Raw genomic sequence first — 17,069 nt, 5'->3', positions numbered from 1 at the left:
CCGTCGCACCTGAGCCACCTTGGTATATGGCAATGCGCAACACAGGACTTCGATGACCCGCTGCGGCTTGAGCGCTCATGCACCAAGCTGCTGCCACGCAGAAGGCGATGTCCGGGTGCTCAACCGAGCAGACGGGCAAAAGTCAGCAAGGCCAGCAGCAGCAGCCAGACCACGACCGAACGCCAGACCAGCCCCACCACACTGCGCAAATGAGCCATTTCCGGCTCCCGCCCCGGAGTGACATCGCTGCCCGTCCACTGTGCATCGTCGCCCTCTTCGCCGTCAGCCGCATCGCGGCGGCGCAAGGCCTCGCCCCCCAGGCGGACATTGATGGCACCCGCAGTGGCAGCCAGAATCACGCCATCGTTGTCATTGGGAAAGCGCTGGGCATAGACGCGCCAGTTGTCTATGGCCTCCTCAAAGCTGCCCACCATGGCAAAGGACAGCGCCGTCAGCCGCGCCGGCAGCCAATCGATCACATACCAGGCCTTGGCTGCGGCGGACTGCAAACGCTCGCTGGTCGGTGCCCGAAGACCTTCCGCCCCCTTGCGCGACCAGGCACGCGACAGATATTCAGCCATGCGGTAGAGAATGGCACCCAGCGGTCCCAGCCCCAGAGCCGAGAGAATCGAAAACCAGAACAGCACGCCAAACACATGACGGTGCGCTGCCAGCACCGAGTACTCGATGACATGGCGCACTACTTCGCTGCGTGGTACCTCGCTGGCATCGACCTGCTGCCAATCGGCCAGGGCCTGACGGGCGGCAAATTCATCACCGGCATCGAGCGCATCGCGAATCCGCGTGAAGTGGTGGCTGAACTGGCGAAAACCCAGCGTGACATAGAGCACCGCGACATTCCACAGCATGGCTGCAGGCCAGCCTATGAACTCCATCAGCGCCCAGAATATGCCCAGCACGATAACGCTGGGCAGCAGCACGGCCATCGCCCAGGCAAGCCAGCCATGGTGGGGCTTGCCCGCATCAAAGTTGCTGCGCACGGTCACGGTCCAGGCGCGATAACCGGCCTGTACCAGATTGGATCGGGCCAGCGGGCGCGCCTGTTCCAGCAGCAGTGCGATCAGGATGGCAAAAAAGCTCATTGCTTCATCATAGCTGCGCTGTTTACCGGCTTGTTACAACTGCTGTCTCAAGCCGCCAAAAAACGGTAAAGATTACGCAACATGCCCGCTGTCGCGCCCCAGATATAGCGTTGCTGCTCACCATCCTGATAAGGCATGGCAAACCATTCGCGATCAACCCCCTGCCACAGCATGGCATGACGTTCATGATGCGCGGGATTGAGCAGATAGGACAGGGGAACCTCAAACAGATCGGCCACCTCTCCCGGATTGGGGAAGTAACTGGCCTGCGGGTGAACCAGCGCCACCACAGGGGTGATGTGAAACGCCGTACCTGTCACGTAAATGGGCAAACGCCCCAGCACCTCGACATTCTTGGGAGCCAGTCCCACTTCCTCATGCGCCTCGCGCAATGCCGTGGCCTCGGCCGAAACATCCTGCGGGTCACGTTTACCGCCCGGAAAAGCTACCTGACCCGAGTGCGTGGACAGCCTGGCCGAGCGCACGGTCAGCAACACGGTGGGCTGCTCGCGCATGACGATGGGCACGAGCACGGCCGCATCGGAAGGCTGCTTGGCCGTGATGCGCTTTTCCTGCATGGCCTCGGGCAGCCACTGCGGTGGCTGGGCAAAGCGCGTGCGCAAGGCCTGAGGCGTCTGAGCAGCCAGCGGCACAGCCGGCAACTGGCTATCAATGCCCAGAAGGCGAGCCTTGCGCGGATCAACAATGCCCACCACGGGGAGCGAAGAATTATCAGATGCAGGCATGTATGTGTTCGGCCAAACCCCAAAGCAAGAATCACGAACCAAGGCAGACATAAAAAAAGCCGCCACAGCGAACTGTAGCGGCTTTTACGGAATCACTTCCGATGCGTGTATTACTCGGCTGCAGCAGCAGTCTTGTTAACACGCTGGGGCAGCTTTTCCTTGATACGAGCAGACTTGCCGCTACGCTCACGCAGGTAGTACAGCTTGGCACGGCGCACATCACCGCGACGCTTGACTTCGATCTTGGCGATCAGAGGAGAGTAGGTCTGGAACGTACGTTCCACGCCTTCACCGCTGGAGATCTTGCGCACTGTGAAGCCGCTGTTCAGGCCGCGATTACGCTTGGCAATCACCACGCCTTCGTAAGCCTGCACGCGCTTACGGTTACCTTCCACCACGTTCACGCTCACGATGACGGTGTCACCGGGGGCGAATTCGGGGATGGTCTTGTTCAGGCGAGCGATTTCTTCTTGCTCGAGGGTCTGGATCAGATTCATGATTTAGTCCACCTTGATCTTGTCCGCGCCAGAATTGGCAAGCGCCGGGATTGGTGCTATTGCTGCATTACAAGAACAGCCCGAAAGCTGTCCCGCTATTTCCTTGCAGCGGCCGGATAGAGGATCAAAGAACCTGCAATTATAGCTTGGACGCTGTTTTTGCCAAAAAACCCTCATCTTTGGCATTGAGCAGCCCCTGTTCGCGGGCCTGCTCTATCAACTCGGGCCTGTGCTCGGCCGTGATGCTCAAGCGCTGATCGCGACGCCAGCGCTCGATATTGGAGTGATGGCCGGAGAGCAGCGCGGCTGGCACCTCCTGGTCATTCCAGACTTCTGGGCGAGTGTAGTGGGGGCAGTCCAGCAAACCGTCAAGCGCAGGATTGAAGCTGTCCTGCTGAAAGCTGCCTTCATCGTTAAGCACACCGGGCTGCAGACGCGCCAAAGAGTCCAGCAACACCATGGCTGCCAGCTCACCACCCGAAAGTACAAAGTCACCCAGACTCAGTTGATGAGTGACATTTCTATCAATGAAACGCTGGTCAATGCCCTCATAGCGGCCACAGAGCAGCACCGCACCCCGGCTTTCGGCCCAATCGGCCACCACGGCATGCTTGAGGGTCGTACCTATGGGTGAGAACAACACCACAGGAGCAGGCTCTGCCTGTTCCTGTGCATCGACTTCGGCGCGTGCCGAGCGAATCGCTTCGAGGCAGCGCTGCAGCGGCTCGGCCATCATCACCATGCCGGGGCCTCCGCCAAATGGACGATCATCCACACGGCGGTAATTACCTTCGGCCCAGTCACGCGGATTCCACAAATGCACTGCCACCTGGCCCGAGCTGTAGGCACGGCGCGTCACCCCGCTCTCAAGAAATGGAGCGAACAGCTCAGGAAACAGCGTAATAATGTCGAAACGCATTGATATAAAAGCGATTTCAGCTACAAACTAAATAGCAAAAAGCATTCCAGTTCAATAATCGGGCTGCCAGTCGGCCACGATCTTCTTGCCGGCCAGATCCACCGAATCCACATAGGCATCGACAAAGGGTATCAGACGCTCCTGCTCCTTGCCGTCCTGTTCATAGCCCAGCACCAGAACGGTCTGCGGGCCGGTGGCCATCAAGTCCTTGACCACCCCCAGGGTCACACCTTCGCGGTTGACCACGTCCAGCCCCATCAGATCCACCCAGTAGAACTCACCATCCTCGGTCTTGGGGAAATGCTCGCGCGCCACAAAGACGCGGGCACCGCGCAGAGCCTCGGCGGCGTTGCGGTCGGCGACTTCAAGTGAGGTTGCCACGATGGTGTCGGCATGGAAGCGGGCCTGCTTGACGGGCAGCACCACGGTACCCGTGAAATGCTTGGCACCTTTCTCGGCAGGCTGCAAAAACCAGTCCTTGGCGGCAAACAGGGCCTCTGGGGCGCTGCTGAAGGCATGCACCTTGAACCAGCCCTTGATTCCCCAGGCATCGGCAATGCGACCGACTTCAATGGCATCAGCAGGCAAGCTCGTGGCTTGAAGAACAGGCATGTGGCTCATGGGATCAGCAGAAAATGCAGAATTTCAATAAAAAACGGGTCCCGTCAGGCAAGCCAACGGAACCCGCTTTGGTAAAGGTGCCTAGAGAGCGACCGCCTAAATTAGGCAGCAACCTTCTTTGCAGCTTCCTTGATCAGGCGTTCAGCCGTATCGGAAGTTTGAGCACCAACGCTCTTCCAGTAGTTCACGCGGTCCAGAGCCAGACGCAGGCCTTCTTCGGCGCCACGAGCGCTAGGGTTGTAGAAACCCAGACGTTCGATGAAAGCACCGTCGCGACGCACGCGCTTGTCAGCTGCAACGATGTTGTAGAAAGGACGAGCCTTAGAGCCGCCGCGGGAGAGACGAATAACAACCATGATGTTTCCTTCGGGTGGTTACAGCCAGTGCCATCAAAAATTTGACCAGCTGCGCAGGTTTTCTTACAGCGTTTGAGACACGCGACATGACCACCCGGCCAGCGACACGCCGTAAAACCGGAAATTATATCGAGTTCTGCCGAAGCTGCCTATAGCAGCGGCAAATGGGCATAGTCGGCACAGAGGACTTCCTGAAAATGAAGCGCAATTGCCCTGAGCCCCGTAATTGATGCGAAGGGAATAATGGACGGGTTCTTTCGTTTTCTGCCCGCGCATCAGACCATGAACCAATTTGTTCCCGCCTCGACCCCGACCCCTCGCCCCAAAAACAAGACGCTTGCCTCCTGGCTGGCCTTGCTCGGCGGGCCGCTGGGACTGCATCGCTTCTACCTGCACGGCCTTGGGGACTGGCTGGGCTGGCTGCTGCCCATTCCCACTGCACTTGGCATCTACGGCATCGAACGCGTGCAGCTGTTGGGACAGGACGACAGGCTGAGCTGGCTGTTGATCCCTTTGCTCGGCTTCACGATAGCAGGTTGCGCCCTGCGCGCCATCCTTTACGGCCTGATGGAGCAAGGAAACTGGAACCGGCGCTTCAATCCATGGATGGATGCCGACGCGCCTGCAGGGCGCACCCAATGGACCACGATTTTTGCCGTAAGCCTGTCCCTGATGCTGGGGGCCACCGTGCTGATGGCCAGCATCGCCTACAGCTTCCAGCACTACTTTGAATATCAGGTCGAAGAGGCACGCAAGATTTCACAGTAGCTGCAGCGCTCTGAACCAGGGGCTCTCACCCACTCCAAAGCGGCTTCGGCCTCGCCGCTTTTGTAAGCAAAAGTCTAATTTTTCACCTACTGGACGCAAAGCGCCGCCTGCCGATTCCACAGAACTCACAATGCCCAACTGACGAACATCTTGCAAAGACTGCATCCAAGCAGTTTTCGCACTACGACGGCTTTGCTGCACCAGTCCGAAGAGGTCTTATGTCTGCAACCAACGAAAAGTCTGCCAGATCCGAAGTGCACGGGCAAAACGCCTTTCCAGCTGCCACCAGCCTGGTGGGCGTGTACGGAGAACAGCTTTTCCGCATTCTTGAGCAAACCAGCAGCGGCTATGTGTTGCTGGATGCTCAGAACCGGGCACAACGCTGGAATGATGGTTATCTGCAGATATTCCCCTGGCTGGCTTGCGCCCTCAAAGTAGGCATGCCTCTGCAAGCCGCTCTGCAAGCCGCCGCAACAGCAGCCCCGGCCAACGCTGCACCGGCCCTGAACCATATCGCCGAAAGTCATCAAGCCCTGATTGCGCGCCAGCAAGCCAATGCCCAGTTTCAGCTGCCCAATGGACGCAAGCTCAATCTGTCGGCTCACGCCCTATCGGCCAATTACACCGTGCTCGCCTGCAAGGAGCTGCTGCCTCATGGCAACGAGGCAGAAAGCCTTTCCTTCTTTGATGTACTGACCAATCTGCCCAACCGGCGCCTGCTGCTGGACAGGCTGTCCCAGGCCATGATCCAGTCCGAGCGCACGGGCTGGCGCGGCGCCTTGCTGACCATAGACATGGAGCCGGTGGCGGGCCCGGCCGCCAGCACGGGAGACAGCCAGTCCTGCCTGGCTCCGCACATCGCACAGCGCCTGCTCGGCTGCGTACGCTCCTGCGATACCGTAGCCAGACTGGATGCCGCGCACTTTGTCATCATGGTCTCGGATCTGTCCCCGGATATCGAAATGACCACGGTGCTGGTGGAACGTCTTGGAGAGCGTCTGCAGGAAAGCCTGAACGGTAGCTACCAGCTCGGCCACAAAAGCGTGATGCTGGAGGCCAATATCGGCGCCACCCTGTTCGGCCCGCACTCCCGCTCCGCCACCGAGCTGCTGCAACAGGCAGAGATTGCCATGTACCGTCTGCGCGATGAAGAGGCTCGCGGCCTGCACTTCTTCAGCCCCGAGCAGCAGGTTCCGGCCAACGACCGCAGCCGCCTGGAGCAGGATCTGCGGGAAGCCCTGCGCCTCGGCCAGTTCGAGCTGCATTACCAGGCCCAGTATTCCGCCAGCGGCGAAGTCAACGGCTTGGAGGCCCTGCTGCGCTGGCGTCATCCCAGGCGAGGTCTGGTACCCCCGCGCATCTTCCTGTCCGTGGCAGAGGAGACCGACATCATCGTTGCGCTTGGCCGCTGGAGCATTCAGGCCGCCTGTGAACAACTGGCCAGATGGAAAGCCGAGCCGCAACTGGACAGGCTGCCCATCTGCGTCAACATCAGCGCCAAGCAGCTTCGGCAAGCGGACCTGGCCGAGCAAGTGCAGAGCATTCTCAGCCAGACAGGGGCCGACCCTGCATTGCTGCTGCTGGAGCTTTCCGCGCAGACCCTGAGTCCTCTGGATGCGGATAGCGCGAGCAGCCTCAAGCGCATCGGCGCCATGGGTGTGCGGCTGTCACTCGACGATTTTGGTGGCGGCTCCAATATGCAAGAAGCGCTGCATCAGCTCCCCCTGAACCAGCTCAAGCTCTCGCATTCCCTGGTGCAGCGCCTGGGCCCCAACAATGCCGCCGAGGCCGCCGTACAGGCGGCCATCGCGCTGGCTGCCCGCCATCAGATGAGGATCGTCGGCGCAGGGGTGGAAACCCTGGAGCAGCGTGCCCTGCTGGCGCAGCATGGCTGCGAGCATTTCATGGGCTATCTGCTCAGCCCCCCAGCTCCGGTCAGCCAGCTCAAATCCCTGATGCAGCGGCAGGCAATGCTCGGTCTCCAGGAGGCTGCAGCTTGACCTCCATGTTTCAGCCATGAAAAAAGGCTTCGCAACGCGAAGCCTTTTTTCCATTAAGCCCTTGATCGACAAGCAGTTACAGCTATCAATCAAGGAGTTCACAAACTCAATACAGTTGCAGGCTGACCCAGTAGGCAATGGATGCCACAAAGGCGCTGGCCGGAATGGTCAGAATCCATGCCCAGACGATATTGCCTGCCACGCCCCAGCGCACGGCACTCGCGCGCTGCGTGGAACCCACGCCCACGATGGCACCGGTAATGGTGTGTGTGGTCGAGACCGGAACGCCCAGGAAGGTGGCAAAGAACAAAGTCAGAGCACCACCGGATTCGGCGCAGAAGCCACCGACGGGTTTGAGCTTGGTGATCTTCTGGCCCATGGTCTTGACGATGCGCCAGCCGCCAAACATGGTGCCCAGGCCGATGGCCAGGTAGCAGCTGACGATGGTCCACATGGGAGGCTCGGCATCACCGGCATTGGCATAGCCCGTGGCAATCAGCAGCAACCAGATGATACCGATGGTCTTTTGCGCATCGTTGCCGCCGTGACCCAGGCTGTAGGCACCGGCAGAAACCAATTGCAGACGGCGGAACCACTTGTCCACGCGATTGGGGCTGGCACGGCGGAAAATCCAGGCTACCAGAACCATCATCAGCGAGCCCAGCAGAAAGCCCAGCACGGGAGAGACAAAGATGAAGGCCACAGTCTTCCAGATGCCGCTGGCGATCAGCGCGCCTGCACCGGCCTTGGCAATCACCGCACCCACGATACCGCCAATCAGGGCATGCGAGGAGCTGCTGGGAATGCCGTAGATCCAGGTGATGACGTTCCAGGTGATGGCACCCACCAGAGCGCCGAACACGACATGGGTGTCAACAATGCCCGGCTGAACAATACCCTTGCCCACGGTTGCCGCCACACTGAGGTGGAAGACGAAAACCGCGACAACGTTGAAGAACGCGGCAAATGCCACGGCCTGAGTAGGCTTGAGAACCCCCGTGGAAACCACGGTGGCAATCGAATTGGCAGCGTCGTGAAAGCCGTTCATGAAATCGAACAGCAAGGCGAGCACCACCAGCAAAATCACAACCCAGAGGGCTGCCTGTACCGGCTCCATGATCGGGCTCCAGCGAGAATCAGGAATTCTCGAGGACGATGCCCTCGATCAGGTTCGCCACGTCTTCGCAGCGGTCCGTGATGGTTTCCAGCAGCTCATAGATGGCCTTGAGCTTGATCACCTCACGCACATCGGGCTCTTCACGGAACAGCTTGCTCATGGCCGCGCGCATCACGCGGTCGGCATCGCCTTCCAGGCGGTCGATCTCGTCGCAGGTCTTGCTCGCGGCGTCCACAATCGTGGGATCCGAGAGACGGTCCAGCAGCTTGACGGCATCACGCAGACGCTCGCAGCAACGCACGCACAGATCGGTCAGACGTGTGATTTCGTCTGTCATGTGACGCACGTCATACAGGGCCATGGTCTCGGCCGAGTCCTGAATCAGGTCGGCCACGTCGTCCATGGTGTTGATCAGCGAGTGGATATGCTCGCGATCCAGGGGCGTGATGAAGGTCTTGTGCAGCAGCTTGGTGACATCATGGGTCACACGGTCGGCTGCGCGCTCGGCGTTGTCCACATCAGCGTTGTATTTTTCGCGCAGATGGGGATCGTTGTAATTTGCAACGAGTTGCGAGAAAGCATGAGCTGCTTCAACGATGCGGTCCGCATGTTGATTGAACATCTCGAAAAAATTGCCTTCGCGCGGCAATAGCTTGCCAAACAGCATGAATGCTCCTTACCGGGGAAAAGAAACCAGGCGACTCACTGCAAAAAAAGTGCATGGTTCCCGGCTTAAACGGGGCGGAGTTTACTCTTGAGTCATTGTGCGTTTCAGCGCGTCTTCAAGACACCCCTTCGGGCACCACGAAAAATAAAATACAAGCTCTTCGCCATGCTAGGCGCTGTCATAAAGCCTGTGATTCCTCCAGACAACACCGGAGAGCAGCAATCCGCCCACCCAACGCGCCGACTCCTTGAGCATTTCACTGAGCCACGCGAAAACGTTCCAAATACTTCTTTTTGTAATAAGCAAATTCTATTCAATGACAAAAAAGAATTAAAAGGAACTAAAAAGAAATGAATAAAACAATCAAAGAACCATGAAAAACGTCATTTTTTTGTCATTTTCTTGAATTTAAGGGGAATTAGGGTTCACCCTTGGCTGCAGCAGAGCATCACGGCGAGATAGCGCACTGCGATCGAAAGCGCCAGCAGTCTCGTCGAGGCTTACTCTCCCAGGTAAGCCGCACGCACGCGCGGATCGCTCAGCAAGGTCTGGCCCGGCCCCGTCATGGTGATGATGCCGGACTCCATGACATAGCCTCGATCGGCCAGCGCCAGCGCGCGGCTGGCGTTCTGCTCCACCAGCACCATGGTCACGCCCAGCGCATAGACATCGCTGACCACCTCGAAGATCTTGTCCACCATGATGGGCGACAAACCCATGGAGGGCTCGTCCAGCAGCAGCACCTTGGGCTGACTCATGAGTGCGCGGGCCATGGCCAGCATCTGCTGCTCGCCCCCGGACATGGTGCCTGCCAGCTGATCCTTGCGCTCCTTCAGGCGCGGAAAGATGCCGAACATGCGCTCGATATCCGCCTGTATGCCAGCCTTGTCCTTGCGCGTGTAGGCCCCCATGAGCAGGTTTTCGGTAATCGTCATGCGTGCGAACACGCCGCGCCCCTCGGGCACCATGACCAGGCCTTCGGCCACCAGATCCCAGGCGCCCTTGCCCTTGATGCTTTGGCCCAGATAGAGAATTTCGCCATCGGCAATCGGCAGACCCCGCGTGACAGCCTTCATGGTCGTGGTTTTGCCCGCACCGTTGGAGCCGATCAGCGACACCAGTTCACCCTGATGCACCTGAAAGTCCACGCCCTTGACAGCCTGAATACCGCCATAGCCCACCTTCAGGCCCTTCACCTGCAGCAATACCGGGGCCGTGGATTTGGAGGCCTGCGCCTGTTCCAGCACTTGATCCTGCATCTTCAATGGCCTCCCGTGCCCAGATAGGCTTCAATCACTTTTTCATTCTTTTGCACTTCGGCAGGCGTGCCTTCGGCAATCGGCTTGCCATAGTCCAGCACCGTCACGCGGTCGCACAGGCCCATGACCAGCTTCACATCATGCTCGATGAGCAGGATGGTGCGGTGGTCGTTGCGAATGCGGTCGATCAACTCACGCAACTGCAGCTTCTCGGTCGCGTTCATGCCGGCGGCTGGTTCATCCAGCGCAATCAGCTGCGGGTCCGTCGCCAGTGCACGGGCAATCTCCAGCCGGCGCTGGTCGCCATAGGACAAGGTGCGCGCCTTGAAGTCCGCATATTTGCCGATGCCGACATAGTCGAGCAGCTCGCGCGAGCGGGCGCGAATCGCGGCCTCCTCGGCCTTGAAGCCCTTGGTGCGAAACACCGCCCCGAGCAGACCCGAATGCGTGCGCACATGGCGCCCGACCATGACGTTCTCCAGTGCCGTCATCTCGGCAAACAGCCGGATGTTCTGGAAGGTCCGTGCAATGCCGGCCCTGGCCACCTTGTGCACCGCCGTCGGCTCATAGGGCTTGCCGGCCAGCTCGAACTTGCCGGTGTCGGGCGTATAGAGGCCGGTGATCACATTGAAAAACGTGGTCTTGCCTGCGCCATTGGGGCCGATCAGACCATAGACCTGGCCTCTATCAATCTTCATGCTCACACCGGACAGTGCCTGCAAACCGCCAAAGCGCTTGGAGATGTCCGAGACATGAAGGACCGCTGAAGTCGTGCTCTCTGCCATATCAGTTCACATTCCTTGTCTGTGCAGTCATCAGGACTGACGGTCCAGGCTTTTGGCATGCTCTGGCGTGGGCCACAGGCCGCGCGGACGCATCAGCATGATGACGATCATGGCCAGGGCAATCAGCAACTGACGCAGGATGGACGCGTCGAGGCGTCCATCGGTCATCTGCTGCAGCGGCCCGGCCACATAGCGCAGCACCTCGGGCAGGGCCGAGAGCAGCACGGCCCCCAGAATCACGCCGGGAATATGGCCCAGGCCGCCGAGTACGACCATGGCCACAATCATCACGGACTCCATGAGGCTGAAGGACTCGGGCGATACAAAGCCCTGGAAGGCACCGAACATGGAACCCGCCACACCGCCGAACGAAGCGCCCATGCCGAAGGCCAGCAGCTTCATATTGCGCACATTGATGCCCATGGCCTTGGCGGCGATTTCATCCTCGCGAATCGCCATCCAGGCGCGGCCTATGCGCGAATCCTGCAAGCGGTAGCAGATCACGATGGTGGCCAGCACCAGCACCAGAAACAGGTAGTAGTACAGCGTGACGGAGGCGATGTCGTAGCCGAAGATCTCATGACGCTTGGCCAGGTCGAAGCCGAAGATCTTGACCGAGTCGATCTGCCCAATGCCCTTGGGGCCGTTGGTGATGTTGACTGGCTGGTCCAGGTTGTTCAGGAAGATGCGGATGATCTCGCCGAAGCCCAGTGTCACGATGGCCAGGTAATCACCGCGCAGCCGCAGCACCGGCAGGCCCAGCAGCACACCCGTACAGGCGGCCAGCAGCATCCCCAGCGGAATCACCAACCAGATCGAGGTGTGCAGTCCGTTGGGAAACATGACGACAAAGCCTTCGAAGGTCTCGGCCAGATGCGGCGATGCCATGAGCGCAAACATATAGGCGCCCACGGCATAGAAGGCCACGTAGCCCAGATCCAGCAGGCCTGCGTAGCCGACCACGATGTTCAGGCCCAGCGCCAGCATCACGTAGAGCAGGGCCAGATCGGCGATGCGCACCCAGGCGTTGCCGAAATACTGCAGGATCAGCGGCAGCACCAGCAGGCCTATGCCGCCCAGAATCCAGTGGAGTGTCTTGTTGTTCTTCATGGGCACTCCTCAGGCACGGTCCGCCACACGCTCACCCAGCAGGCCCGAAGGGCGCAGCGTCAGGATGATGATGAGCACGATGAAGGCAAAGATGTCGGTGTACTGGCTGCCCAGCACGCCCCCCGTCAGGTCACCGATATAGCCGGACCCGATGGACTCGATCAGCCCCAGCAGCAGGCCTCCCACCACGGCACCGGCCAGATTGCCGATGCCGCCGAAAACGGCGGCCGTGAAGGCCTTGAGACCCGGCAGAAAGCCCATGGTGTGATGGGCCGTGCCATAGTTGGAGGCGTACATGATGCCGGCAATCGCGGCCAGCACGGCACCGATGATGAAGGTGGCGGAAATCACCATGTCGGGCTTGACGCCCATCAGCGCCGCCACACGCGGATTCTCTGCAGTGGCCCGCATGGCGCGCCCCAGCCTGGTGTAGTTGACCAGATACATCAGCGTGGCAAGTGCAATCGCCGTGACCACCAGCACTAGAATCTGCGTGGGCGTGATCACCGCCGTGCCGATTTCATAGGGGGTGGACGACAGCAGTGTGGGATAAGCCTTGTAATTGGGCTTCCAGATGATCATGGCCAGGGTCTGCAGCAGGATGGAGACACCGATGGCCGTGATCAGCGGCGCCAGACGCGGACTGTTGCGCAGCGGCCGGTAGGCCACCTTCTCGATCACGAAGTTCAGCGATGCAGCCACCACGCAGGCGATGATGGCGGCTATCAAAAGCATGAGCCAGCCCGGCAGATAGGGCATGGCCTCCTGCATCAGGCCGATGCAGCTCCAACTGGTCAAAGCCCCCACCATCAGCACCTCGCCATGTGCGAAGTTGATCAGCTGAATGATGCCGTACACCATGGTGTAGCCCAGGGCTATCAAGGCGTACATGCTGCCTAACACCAGACCATTGATGATCTGCTGCAGCAAGATATCCATAAGCGCGCTCCCCTTCCCTCGATCCAAGACGGAGACACTGCGAGCCTCTCATCCCGAACGACGGAGCCAGCGATGCCATGGTTCCCCTTCTGCAGTCCGCCGCTTTGTGGGCCGCTTGTCGCAAAAGAGTGAATCGATTCTAGGGAGCTGTTTTCAGGACTCAGGGCCGGGGTTTCCCGTGCGCAACCCCAAAATGCTGCAGCGCAACAATTTCATCGGCAATGCAAGTCCAATAAATACAGGCACTTAGTCATGTGCTGCTACTCAATCTAGCGAAAAACCCTGAAAACACCGCAAAAAATGCAGCATTCAACTAGTGCCAGTCTTGCAACACCTGGGCAACTCGCTCTTTACAAGCCTGCCGGCTCGTCATCTGCCGCACGAGCGGCGTCGTTGAGCGCCTTGAGCTCCGCCAGCTTCTGGCCTATCTTGATTTCCAGCCCCCGCGCCACGGGTTGGTAGAAGCCCGGATCTTCCATTCCTTCAGGCAGATAGCGCTCGCCCGCCGCAAAGCCGCCCTCCTCGCTGTGGGCATAGCGGTAATCCCGGCCGTAGTCCAGCTGCTTCATCAGTTTGGTAGGTGCATTGCGCAGATGCAGCGGCACAGGCCTGGTGGTGTCTCCCTTCACAAAGGCCTTGGCCTTGTTGTAGGCCATGTAGCCGGCATTGCTCTTGGGCGCCACAGCCAGGTAGATCACGGCCTGGGCCAGGGCCAGTTCGCCCTCGGGGCTACCCAGGCGTTCATAGGTCGCAGCGGCATCGTTGCACATCTGCATGGCACGCGGGTCGGCAAGTCCTATGTCTTCCCATGCCATGCGCACGATGCGGCGCGCCAGATAGCGCGGGTCGGCACCGCCATCCAGCATGCGGCAAAACCAGTAAAGCGCCGCATCGGGGTCCGAGCCGCGCACGGATTTGTGCAGGGCGCTGATGGTGTCGTAGAACTGCTCGCCGCCCTTGTCATAGCGGCGCATGCGCTCGCCCAGCACCTTGAGCAGCCAGGCATCGGTGATGCTCTGCACCCCGGCCTGCTCGGCCGTGATGGACAAGGTCTCCAGCGTGTTCAGCAAGCGCCGTGCATCGCCGTCGGCATAGGCAATCAGGCGATCCAGCGCTTCGTCCTCGATCGCCGGAATCGCCTGGATGGCCTGGGCCTTGGCCACAATCTGCTTCAAGTCGTCCGGAGTCAGGCTTTGCAACACATAGACCGCCGCCCGCGAAAGCAGGGCCGAGTTGACCTCGAACGAGGGGTTTTCCGTGGTCGCTCCGATGAAGGTGAACAGCCCGCTTTCCACATGGGGCAAGAAAGCGTCCTGCTGGCTTTTGTTGAAGCGGTGCACCTCATCCACAAACACGATGGTGCGCTGCTGCAGCAGTCCGCTCTGGGCGGCCTGCGCCTGCTCCACGGCCTCGCGGATGTCCTTGACGCCGCCCAGCACTGCGCTGATGGAGATGAACTGCGCATCAAAGGCATCGGCCATCAGGCGCGCAATCGTGGTCTTGCCCACCCCCGGCGGGCCCCAGAGTATGCAGCTATGCGGGCGACCCGACTCGAAGGCCAGGCGCAACGGCATGCCCTCTCCCAACACATGTTGCTGGCCGATGACTTCGGCCAGAGTGTGCGGCCGCAGGCGCTCGGCCAGGGGCTGATGAGGAATGGCTGAAGATGAGGAGTTGTTGTGCGTAACCATGACCCCTCAAGTATCCGACTCTCTAGCCAGTTGTGCATCCAAATGGGTTGGGGCTGCTTGCACACCGAAGGCAGTCAATGCTTATCCACCTTAACCCTTGCATCCTTATCAGAATTTTTCATAAGAGAAAATAGCGTTTCAACGGATTCAATCTCTCCATTAACGAGGCCACCCCTCGCCCCATGGAGGCACTGCCCCGATCCGGCCTGCCAAAAACCAGGCCAGCCAGGCCTGGCAGCGCGCTTAGATTCATTGCGGGCCGCCTCATCTGCGCCGCGCAATGCCTGTGCCTGATAGGGCTACCGCCATCAGCCAGAAATCAATCGAAAGCATCCGCAACTTTCCTTGGCTCCACACTGCTACAGGGCGTGCCAGCGCTGCACGTCTGAGTCTACGCGTATGAAAAAACTCAAGACCTGGGACATTTTTGCCCTCGGTTTCATGACCTTTGCCCTGTTCCTCGGGGCCGGCAACATCATCTTTCCACCCATGGTGGGCCTGGCAGCCGGTGAAAACCTGCTCGGCGCCTCGACCGGCTTTCTGCTGACGGGTGTCGGTCTGCCCCTTCTCGGCGTAGTCGCTCTCGCACGTGTGGGTGGCGGCCTGGACACCTTGACCAGCCCCATAGGCCGCATTGCCGGCCTGGTGCTGGCCGTGGCCATCTATCTGACCATCGGCCCTCTGTTTGCGACGCCGCGCACGGCCACCGTATCCTTCGAGATGGGTCTGGCTCCCTTTGTCGGCAACACACCCGCCATGCTGCTGGCCTTCACCATCGCTTACTTTGTGGCGGTGGCGCTGCTGTCGCTGTTCCCCGGCAAGCTCATGGACAACGTGGGCAAGATCATCACCCCCGTGCTGATTCTGGCGCTGACCGTTCTCGGCGGCTCCGCCGTGCTGGCCCCTGTGGATGGCTACAGTCTCAGCACCGAGGCCTATGCCACGCAGGCAGCCGCCTTTTCCGAAGGCTTTCTGCAGGGCTACCAGACCATGGACGCCCTGGCCTCGCTGATCTTCGGCATCGTCATCGTCAACGCGATCAAGGCTGCCGGCGTGAGCGACAGCAAGCTGCACACGCGCTACTGCATCTACGCCGGCATCATTGCCGCGACCTGCCTGGGCCTGGTCTATGTCTCGCTGATGTATCTGGGCGCCACCAACAGCCAACTGGCCGCCAACGCCACCACCGGTGTGCAGATTCTCACAGCCTTTGTACAGCAGACCTTCGGCCCCGCAGGCCTGTGGCTGCTCGCCATCGTCATCATGCTGGCCTGCCTGACCACCGGCGTGGGCCTGATCACGGCCTGCAGCAGCTTCTTCAGCGAGCTGACCGGCATCTCCTACCGCACCATGGTCATCGGCCTGTCGGTCTTCAGTGCAGCCGTAGCCAACCAGGGCCTGGCCCAGCTGATCGCCGTGGCCGTGCCCGTGCTTGTGGGGCTGTATCCCGTGGCCATCGCCCTGATCGCCCTGAGCCTGCTGCATCGCTGGAATCAGCCACCGCGCGTCTACATCCCCGTGATGGGCACCGCCCTGGTCTTCGGCCTGTTTGACGCCGCCAAGGCTGCCAATCTTGATGCACTGGTGCCCGCCTGGCTGGACAAGCTGCCCGGCGCCGCCCTGGGCATGGGCTGGGTCGCCCCTGTGCTCGGTGTGCTGGTGATTGCAGGCCTGCTGGACTTCGCCATCGGCAACAAGCAAAGTGCCGCAAACGCCACGCGCGCCTGATCACAACAGCCCCCACCAAAGCGCAGTTGGCTGCGTTCCACTCACAAGGGCTCAAACCCGATTCCTGCATAAAAAAGGCCTGCGGACACAATCCGCAGGCCTTTTTGCTGATGCGCGCCGCGATCTTTACTGCTTGAGCACATCGGCCCCCTTGGGCACCGTGAAGTGGAAGGTCGATGCCGGCAGCGAAGCCTGGGTTTGCAGGCCCTTGAACTGCATCAGAGAGCGCTGGCCAAAGCTGTCCTCGATATCCAGCGCAGCCAGCTTGCCTTCGGGTGTGAAGCCTATGCGCACGCTCTTGAGCTGACCGCCTTTCTGCCTGGGGCTGGCCAGCACCCATTCCAGGCCATCGGCGTCAGGCTGGTTGCCCAGCTCGAAATCGGCCTTCAAGGCCTTGAGGTCGGTGGCCGATGTCAGGATGGCCGCTGGCGTGCTGCCCAGCACCTGGGCCTGGGCACGCTCCGTCACCTGATTCAGGTCGGCGTCGTACAGCCACAGCGTCTTGCCGTCGGCTACTATGAGCTGCTCAAAAGGCTTGGTGTAGTTGAAACGGAACTTGCCGGGGCGCTGGAATTCGAAGCTGCCGCTGGACACCTTGGTACGCGCCTCCTGCCCGGACTTGGGTGGCGAGGTCACGGACTGGGTGAAGTCGGCCTTGCCCGCCTGGGCATTCTTCATGAAGGACTCAAGGCTTTTCAGACCATCAGCCATTGCTGCACTTGCACTGCCAGCTATCAAAATTGCAGTCAAAAGACGTTTCATG

At 60.0% G+C, this 17,069-nt stretch carries 17 protein-coding genes; 3 read left to right on the top strand and 14 right to left on the bottom strand.

Translation table 11 applies throughout. The features are described 5' to 3' along the window. Positions 1-119 precede the first annotated feature (119 nt). The 6 genes from JAO85_RS03940 to rpsP form a co-directional block, all read right to left on the bottom strand. Positions 120-1,103 carry a CobD/CbiB family protein gene (locus tag JAO85_RS03940; protein ID WP_003067835.1) on the bottom strand — a complete coding sequence of 328 codons (984 nt, stop codon included), beginning with the start codon at positions 1,101-1,103 and terminating at the stop codon, positions 120-122. A 47-nt stretch (positions 1,104-1,150) separates the two neighbouring features. After that, the gene (locus JAO85_RS03935) at positions 1,151-1,849 is read right to left on the bottom strand and encodes a CoA pyrophosphatase (RefSeq protein ID WP_003067836.1); all 699 of its coding nucleotides are present in this window, start codon (positions 1,847-1,849) and stop codon (positions 1,151-1,153) included. Between the two features lie 110 nt (positions 1,850-1,959). Next, the gene (gene rplS / locus JAO85_RS03930) at positions 1,960-2,346 is read right to left on the bottom strand and encodes a 50S ribosomal protein L19 (RefSeq protein ID WP_003067838.1); all 387 of its coding nucleotides are present in this window, start codon (positions 2,344-2,346) and stop codon (positions 1,960-1,962) included. A gap of 139 nt (positions 2,347-2,485) precedes the next feature. Beyond that, positions 2,486-3,265: a tRNA (guanosine(37)-N1)-methyltransferase TrmD gene (gene trmD / locus JAO85_RS03925; RefSeq protein WP_012837206.1), complete on the bottom strand. Its 780-nt coding sequence runs from the start codon at positions 3,263-3,265 to the stop codon at positions 2,486-2,488. A gap of 51 nt (positions 3,266-3,316) precedes the next feature. Beyond that, a complete protein-coding gene (gene rimM / locus JAO85_RS03920; RefSeq protein ID WP_202787546.1) occupies positions 3,317-3,886 on the bottom strand; it encodes a ribosome maturation factor RimM in 570 nt (189 codons plus the stop codon). Between the two features lie 101 nt (positions 3,887-3,987). Then, positions 3,988-4,242 carry a 30S ribosomal protein S16 gene (gene rpsP, locus JAO85_RS03915; RefSeq protein WP_003058210.1) on the bottom strand — a complete coding sequence of 85 codons (255 nt, stop codon included), beginning with the start codon at positions 4,240-4,242 and terminating at the stop codon, positions 3,988-3,990. Positions 4,243-4,524: 282 nt separating this feature from the next. Here rpsP and JAO85_RS03910 point away from each other — a divergent pair, with 282 nt between their 5' ends. Both JAO85_RS03910 and JAO85_RS03905 read left to right on the top strand, forming a co-directional pair. Further along, positions 4,525-5,010, top strand: a complete 486-nt coding sequence (locus JAO85_RS03910; RefSeq protein ID WP_051517717.1) for an NINE protein — start codon at positions 4,525-4,527, stop codon at positions 5,008-5,010. Between the two features lie 218 nt (positions 5,011-5,228). Further along, entirely contained in the window at positions 5,229-7,010 is a 1,782-nt protein-coding gene (locus JAO85_RS03905; RefSeq protein WP_202787545.1) for a bifunctional diguanylate cyclase/phosphodiesterase, read from the top strand. Positions 7,011-7,116: 106 nt separating this feature from the next. Here JAO85_RS03905 and JAO85_RS03900 read toward each other — a convergent pair whose 3' ends face one another. The 7 genes from JAO85_RS03900 to JAO85_RS03870 all read right to left on the bottom strand — a co-directional run bounded on the left by JAO85_RS03900 (position 7,117) and on the right by JAO85_RS03870 (position 14,578). Then, positions 7,117-8,127: an inorganic phosphate transporter gene (locus JAO85_RS03900; RefSeq protein ID WP_003067849.1), complete on the bottom strand. Its 1,011-nt coding sequence runs from the start codon at positions 8,125-8,127 to the stop codon at positions 7,117-7,119. A gap of 19 nt (positions 8,128-8,146) precedes the next feature. Beyond that, entirely contained in the window at positions 8,147-8,794 is a 648-nt protein-coding gene (locus JAO85_RS03895; protein ID WP_003067851.1) for a DUF47 domain-containing protein, read from the bottom strand. Positions 8,795-9,294: 500 nt separating this feature from the next. After that, entirely contained in the window at positions 9,295-10,053 is a 759-nt protein-coding gene (locus JAO85_RS03890; RefSeq protein ID WP_034362735.1) for an ABC transporter ATP-binding protein, read from the bottom strand. Positions 10,054-10,055: 2 nt separating this feature from the next. Further along, positions 10,056-10,838 carry an ABC transporter ATP-binding protein gene (locus JAO85_RS03885; protein WP_003067855.1) on the bottom strand — a complete coding sequence of 261 codons (783 nt, stop codon included), beginning with the start codon at positions 10,836-10,838 and terminating at the stop codon, positions 10,056-10,058. Between the two features lie 30 nt (positions 10,839-10,868). Then, complete coding sequence (locus JAO85_RS03880; RefSeq protein WP_202787544.1) at positions 10,869-11,948, bottom strand: ABC transporter ATP-binding protein; 1,080 nt, start codon at positions 11,946-11,948, stop codon at positions 10,869-10,871. 9 nt (positions 11,949-11,957) lie between these two features. After that, positions 11,958-12,887, bottom strand: a complete 930-nt coding sequence (locus JAO85_RS03875) for a branched-chain amino acid ABC transporter permease (protein ID WP_003067858.1) — start codon at positions 12,885-12,887, stop codon at positions 11,958-11,960. A gap of 350 nt (positions 12,888-13,237) precedes the next feature. After that, positions 13,238-14,578, bottom strand: coding sequence for a replication-associated recombination protein A (locus JAO85_RS03870; protein ID WP_202787543.1), 1,341 nt, complete (start codon positions 14,576-14,578; stop codon positions 13,238-13,240). Positions 14,579-14,977: 399 nt separating this feature from the next. Here JAO85_RS03870 and brnQ point away from each other — a divergent pair, with 399 nt between their 5' ends. Beyond that, complete coding sequence (brnQ, locus tag JAO85_RS03865; RefSeq protein WP_046460308.1) at positions 14,978-16,306, top strand: branched-chain amino acid transport system II carrier protein; 1,329 nt, start codon at positions 14,978-14,980, stop codon at positions 16,304-16,306. A 126-nt stretch (positions 16,307-16,432) separates the two neighbouring features. On the opposite strand, the gene lolA is transcribed toward brnQ, so the two are convergent. Next, on the bottom strand, positions 16,433-17,068 hold the full coding sequence (gene lolA, locus JAO85_RS03860) for an outer membrane lipoprotein chaperone LolA (RefSeq protein ID WP_012837199.1): 636 nt from the start codon (positions 17,066-17,068) through the stop codon (positions 16,433-16,435). Between the last annotated feature and the right edge of the window lies 1 nt (position 17,069).

The sequence above is a fragment of the Comamonas sp. NyZ500 genome (genome assembly GCF_016772095.1).
Classification (GTDB): Bacteria; Pseudomonadota; Gammaproteobacteria; order Burkholderiales; family Burkholderiaceae_C; genus Comamonas; species Comamonas thiooxydans.
Note: the sequence above shows the minus strand (reverse complement) of the source record. Positions and strands in the feature narration are given on the sequence as shown.

Excerpts from the sequence above, each read along its gene's own strand:
- JAO85_RS03940 (WP_003067835.1), bottom strand. The coding sequence starts at position 1,103 with ATGAGCTTTTTTGCCATCCTGATCGCACTGCTGCTGGAACAGGCGCGC.
- JAO85_RS03935 (WP_003067836.1), bottom strand. The coding sequence starts at position 1,849 with ATGCCTGCATCTGATAATTCTTCGCTCCCCGTGGTGGGCATTGTTGAT.
- rplS (WP_003067838.1), bottom strand. The coding sequence starts at position 2,346 with ATGAATCTGATCCAGACCCTCGAGCAAGAAGAAATCGCTCGCCTGAAC.
- trmD (WP_012837206.1), bottom strand. The coding sequence starts at position 3,265 with ATGCGTTTCGACATTATTACGCTGTTTCCTGAGCTGTTCGCTCCATTT.
- rimM (WP_202787546.1), bottom strand. The coding sequence starts at position 3,886 with ATGAGCCACATGCCTGTTCTTCAAGCCACGAGCTTGCCTGCTGATGCC.
- rpsP (WP_003058210.1), bottom strand. The coding sequence starts at position 4,242 with ATGGTTGTTATTCGTCTCTCCCGCGGCGGCTCTAAGGCTCGTCCTTTC.
- JAO85_RS03910 (WP_051517717.1), top strand. The coding sequence starts at position 4,525 with ATGAACCAATTTGTTCCCGCCTCGACCCCGACCCCTCGCCCCAAAAAC.
- JAO85_RS03905 (WP_202787545.1), top strand. The coding sequence starts at position 5,229 with ATGTCTGCAACCAACGAAAAGTCTGCCAGATCCGAAGTGCACGGGCAA.
- JAO85_RS03900 (WP_003067849.1), bottom strand. The coding sequence starts at position 8,127 with ATGGAGCCGGTACAGGCAGCCCTCTGGGTTGTGATTTTGCTGGTGGTG.
- JAO85_RS03895 (WP_003067851.1), bottom strand. The coding sequence starts at position 8,794 with ATGCTGTTTGGCAAGCTATTGCCGCGCGAAGGCAATTTTTTCGAGATG.
- JAO85_RS03890 (WP_034362735.1), bottom strand. The coding sequence starts at position 10,053 with ATGCAGGATCAAGTGCTGGAACAGGCGCAGGCCTCCAAATCCACGGCC.
- JAO85_RS03885 (WP_003067855.1), bottom strand. The coding sequence starts at position 10,838 with ATGGCAGAGAGCACGACTTCAGCGGTCCTTCATGTCTCGGACATCTCC.
- JAO85_RS03880 (WP_202787544.1), bottom strand. The coding sequence starts at position 11,948 with ATGAAGAACAACAAGACACTCCACTGGATTCTGGGCGGCATAGGCCTG.
- JAO85_RS03875 (WP_003067858.1), bottom strand. The coding sequence starts at position 12,887 with ATGGATATCTTGCTGCAGCAGATCATCAATGGTCTGGTGTTAGGCAGC.
- JAO85_RS03870 (WP_202787543.1), bottom strand. The coding sequence starts at position 14,578 with ATGGTTACGCACAACAACTCCTCATCTTCAGCCATTCCTCATCAGCCC.
- brnQ (WP_046460308.1), top strand. The coding sequence starts at position 14,978 with ATGAAAAAACTCAAGACCTGGGACATTTTTGCCCTCGGTTTCATGACC.
- lolA (WP_012837199.1), bottom strand. The coding sequence starts at position 17,068 with ATGAAACGTCTTTTGACTGCAATTTTGATAGCTGGCAGTGCAAGTGCA.